Origin of the sequence: Frisingicoccus sp. (assembly GCA_016298055.1) — a bacterium.
Lineage (GTDB): Bacteria > Bacillota > Clostridia > Lachnospirales > Lachnospiraceae > Frisingicoccus.
In genome coordinates this window covers 1-4,490 of record JAEDDO010000151.1, presented here as the reverse complement: position 1 = coordinate 4,490, position 4,490 = coordinate 1, and the positions used below count along the sequence as shown (strand labels likewise).

The 4,490-nt window shown below is 42.1% G+C and carries 6 protein-coding genes; all 6 read left to right on the top strand.

The window, feature by feature from the left end:
- The coding region (locus QZZ35_RS09490; protein ID WP_291237182.1) for a MurT ligase domain-containing protein at positions 1-810 on the top strand (810 nt) is incomplete at its 5' end.
- Positions 810-1,517, top strand: coding sequence for a hypothetical protein (locus QZZ35_RS09485; RefSeq protein ID WP_291237181.1), 708 nt, complete (start codon positions 810-812; stop codon positions 1,515-1,517). The genes QZZ35_RS09490 and QZZ35_RS09485, both read left to right, overlap by 1 nt.
- Before the next feature lie 18 nt (positions 1,518-1,535).
- Complete coding sequence (locus tag QZZ35_RS09480; RefSeq protein WP_291237180.1) at positions 1,536-2,060, top strand: MurT ligase domain-containing protein; 525 nt, start codon at positions 1,536-1,538, stop codon at positions 2,058-2,060.
- Positions 2,060-2,773: a hypothetical protein gene (locus QZZ35_RS09475; RefSeq protein ID WP_291237179.1), complete on the top strand. Its 714-nt coding sequence runs from the start codon at positions 2,060-2,062 to the stop codon at positions 2,771-2,773. Before QZZ35_RS09480 ends, QZZ35_RS09475 begins: the two co-directional genes overlap by 1 nt.
- A 14-nt stretch (positions 2,774-2,787) precedes the next feature.
- Positions 2,788-3,831 carry a lactonase family protein gene (locus QZZ35_RS09470; protein WP_291237178.1) on the top strand — a complete coding sequence of 348 codons (1,044 nt, stop codon included), beginning with the start codon at positions 2,788-2,790 and terminating at the stop codon, positions 3,829-3,831.
- A gap of 56 nt (positions 3,832-3,887) precedes the next feature.
- Positions 3,888-4,490: M15 family metallopeptidase (locus QZZ35_RS09465; RefSeq protein ID WP_291237177.1), on the top strand; the 603-nt coding region annotated here is incomplete at its 3' end.

Genomic DNA, 4,490 nt, shown 5'->3' with positions numbered 1-4,490 from the left:
TGTCCGGATGGACACAGTACGCCGAACAATATCATTAAGGATATTATTGCCTGTCCGGAGTGTGGTGCGAAACTGGAATATGATTATATCCGCTATAATCATATTGGCCGGGCCCATTGTCCGAACTGCGATTTCGGTTCACCGGATATGGATTATACAGTGGAAAAGATCGATTATGAAAATCACCGCTGCATGGTGAAGACACCGGAGGGTCTTTATGATTTTAAACTGATCGGTAATAATGTGACCGATATTTATAATATGATTGCAGCAATCGCTCTCTTGTCCCAGCTCGGGCTTGATATTGGGAAGATCCAGACATCCTTCGAAAAGATGAAGATCGCCGAAACGCGTTATCATTCAGAGATGGTGGGAGGAAAAGAAGTTGTCATGAATCTGGCGAAAGGACAGAATCCGATCGCATGTTCCAGGGTGTGTGATTTCATTCGACATGAGGAAGGCACAAAGACGGTTGTATGTATGGTGGATGATTATTATGATGCCAAGGAGAGCAGTGAGAATATTGCCTGGATTTTTGACATCGATTTTGAATTTTTAAACGATGATTCTATAAAGCAGATCGTACTGACCGGCGTGCGTCATCAGGATTTCCATCTTCGTCTTCTTATGGCCGGAATACCGGAAGAGCGGATCGTCTGCTGTGAACATGAGGTGGATGCGGCACAATATATTGACTGTGATCTGTCAGATAAGTTTTATCTATTGTACGATGTGTATACAATTCACTATGCCAATAAAGTATGTGCAGATCTGAAGAAAAAATTAGAAGAAAGGGGCAAGGAAGCATAATGAAGATAGAAGTTCTTTTTCCAGAATATTGTAATCTGTTTGCAGATCCATCCAATATGAAATATCTGCAGCAGTGTCTGCCGGAAGCAGAATTTATTTATACAGATTACATGTCCGAGCCTGTTTTTGTTACAGAGAAGGTAGACTTGATCTATATGGGAGCGATGACGGAGCGGGTACAGACGCTGGTGATCAATAAACTGATGCCGTACAGAGAACGCATCATTGAACTGATTAAAGAAGACGTACCGTTTCTGATCACGAATAATGCGCTGGAGATTTTTGGCCGCTGGATTGAAAATGAGGACGGTTCAAGAGAAAAGGCGTTGGGTATCTTTGATTTTTATGCCAAACGGGATATGATGCATCGTTTTAACGGGCTTTTAAAAGGAAAATTTAAGGGAATGCCGATCCTCGGCTTTAAAACCCAGTTTTCAATGGCTTACAGTTCCCGGTTCAAGCACACATTTATTCAGGTTGAAAAGGGTGTGGGAATGAATCCTTCTGTAGATGTGGAAGGAATCCATGTACACAATTTCTTCGGAACCTATCTTGTCGGACCGTTTCTTGTGATGAATCCGGAGTTTACAAAATATCTGATGAAGGTGATGGGTGTGGAAAATCCGAAACTTGCCTTTGAGCCGGTCATTATGGACGCCTTTGAGAGAAGAATGAAAGAATTTTCAGATCCTAAAACGAAATTTTAACAGGGAGATTATGCCATCATGAAAAATCCACTCAAAAATTTGTTTGGAAAAAAAGAAAAAATATCGGAACAGTGGCCATCGGAAGAAAAAGTTGACAGAGAAGTGATCGGTCAGTGGAATATTCTTACGTTCTATAGTATGGAGAAAGATCCGAAGCGTTCAGAGACAGTTTTTAAAATGATAGCAGAGGAGAGCGAAGACTGCACCGTTATTCTTATGGATTACAATCAGAGAGAGCAGATCCAGGGGTCAGAAAATGTAGGTTTTATCTATGATGCAGAATATGAATACCTCTGCCGGTCCCACATAAAACAGGTGATCACTGTGGGAAAACGATGTTATGATTATAAGATGCGCTGCCTTCTGGCAGGGGTCCAAAAGGAACGGATCAATACAGCTTTTCAGACAAATGATGCAGCCGAGCTTGTAAAATTGTCTGATGTGAAAAACATCTGTTTCGTTATGTCACCGAGCACCCGGTTTGAAGTGGAGCAGATCCGGACAAAATTAACAGTGCGTATGAAGAAAGGGGAGGACGAGTAATGATTATTGAAGTTCTATTTTCTGAGCTTGGATATCTCCACGGCGATATAGGGAACGTAAAATATTTAAAGGCCTGCCTTCCGGAAGCACAGTTTATTGAGACAGGGCTGGAAGAGGAACCGGTCTTTGTCCGGGAAGATGTGGATCTGATCTATATGGGCGGACTCTCGGAGGAGAATCAGCTGAAGGTCATCGAAAAACTGATGCCTTACAAAGAACGTATTGAGGAACTTATCAATCAAAAAGTATGCATGCTTTTTACGGGTAATGCCATGGAAGTGCTTTTCAGAGAGATTATTAAAGGTGAAGATGTCCGAAAGGGACTGAACATTTTTGATTTTTCCGCGGTCATCCGACAGGATCAGGCTTTTGTCGGCAACTATTTCGGACAGTTTAATGAACGAAAGATTGTGGGATGTAAGATTCAGCAGGCGATGACATATGGGGCAAATGACTACTGCTATTTTGCCAAGAGTATCCGGGGAATAGGTATTAATCGTTCCACAGGTTTAGAAGGTATTCGCAAAAATAATTTTATCGGCACCTATCTGGTGGGACCATTATTGATCATGAACCCTTATTTTACCCAGTATCTGCTGTTTCATATGGGTATTAAAAAGCCGAAACTGGCATTTGATAAAACAATCATAGAAGCTTATCAGCAGCGTGTCATGGAATTTGAAAATAAAAAGACATCGATGCAGGCAGAATAATCAGGAGGAGACTTATGGAAAAGTACAGAGCGTATGTTGGATCCTATACCCGCGGCGAGAGCAAGGGTATTTATATGTTTGATTTTACTTCGGATCAGCCGGTCTTTGAGCCGAAAGGTACGGTTGAGATCACGAATCCGTCATTTATTACCATATCGGATAAGGGAGACTATCTCTATTCCAATTGTGATGAAGGTGTGGCAGCATTCAGAATTTTGCCTGACGGCGATCTTGAATATCTGAATCGCCATTCCGTTCAGGGACTTCGTCCGTGCTATCTTCAGGTGGACTCAAAAAATGAATTTCTTGTAAGTTCCGGATATTATGACGGCAAACTGACAATTTCACGGCTTAATCCGGACGGAACCGTGGGTGAAGTGACAGATGAAGTGTTCATGAAGAGCCCGGGAAGTATCATTTCAAGAAACAACCGGTGCCATGTCAATTGTGCACTGTTTACACCGGATGAAAAATATATTCTGGCAGTGGATCTTGGTATGGACCAGATCAAGGTATATCAGTTTGACAGAAGCACGGGAAAGATTCAGTTGAAGGATATTGTTCGCTGTGAGATTGATTCCGGACCAAAACATATTATCTTTTCAAATGATAAAAAATATATTTATCTTACCCATGAAAATGCCAATATGGTCACAGAATACCGTTACAGCATGGGAAAAAAGGGACCAAAGTTTGAAAAACTGGATCAGGAGTCCACATTACCTCCGAAGTTCTCGGAAGATAATTGTGCGGTTACTCTGAAAATTACAGATGACGACAAGTATCTTTTCGTGACCAATTCGGGCGATAACAGTGTGGCTGTTTATCGCATTGATGAAGAAAAAAAGATGGACAAAATGTGTGTCCTTCCGGTCAGCGGGATTTACCCGAGAGATATTTATCTTTTCCCGGATAAACAGCATTTTGTATCGGTTAATCAAGAGTCAGACTCACTGACATTTTTCGGTGTAAATTATGAAAAAGGATATATTTACATGAAAGGACGCCCGATTCATGTGCCGTGCCCGACATGTATTGCTACGAAAAAGCTTGATTGATCCATTGAAAGACCTGCTGTTTGGCAGGTCTTTGTTTAACAGAGGATGGTGGATATATGAAAAAACGGATTGTTCTATTATCAATTCTGTCACTGGCCTGCTTTGGTCTAGGTATATATTTTTTAAATACAGAGAAAAATGCTGCAGCCGAGTCTCAGGCAGAAACAGCCCGCAGTGTTCTGGAGACAATAAGTACAACAGAAGAAGAGACCGAATCCGTTCCGGAAACAGCTGTTTTGGAAACAGAAAAAGAAGAAGATCCGCTGCTTACGCTTGTAAATATCAACCATCCGGTTCCGGAAAACTGGACGGTTGATCTGAAAAAAGTGGGAGAAGCTCCGAATGAACACTGGATTGACGCACGGGCGTGGGATGATCTGCAGGCCATGATGAACGACGCTAAGACGGCAGGGATGCATCTTGTTATATGCTCTTCCTGGCGTTCTCATGAGACTCAGGAGCGTCTTTTTGCCGAGGAGGTTCAGGAGCATAAAGATGAAGGCTACACCGATGAGGAGGCTGAAAAACTTGCGGCAGAATGGGTTGCTGTTCCGGGAACAAGTGAACATGAACTGGGACTTGCTGTAGATATCGTTGCGGAAGAATATCAGATGTTAGAAGAAGAACAGAAAAATACACCGGAACAGATGTGGCTTATG

What these genes read in the sequence shown, in the direction of transcription:
- QZZ35_RS09485 (WP_291237181.1), top strand. Translation starts at nt 810, where the DNA reads ATGAAGATAGAAGTTCTTTTTCCAGAATATTGTAATCTGTTTGCAGAT.
- QZZ35_RS09480 (WP_291237180.1), top strand. Translation starts at nt 1,536, where the DNA reads ATGAAAAATCCACTCAAAAATTTGTTTGGAAAAAAAGAAAAAATATCG.
- QZZ35_RS09475 (WP_291237179.1), top strand. Translation starts at nt 2,060, where the DNA reads ATGATTATTGAAGTTCTATTTTCTGAGCTTGGATATCTCCACGGCGAT.
- QZZ35_RS09470 (WP_291237178.1), top strand. Translation starts at nt 2,788, where the DNA reads ATGGAAAAGTACAGAGCGTATGTTGGATCCTATACCCGCGGCGAGAGC.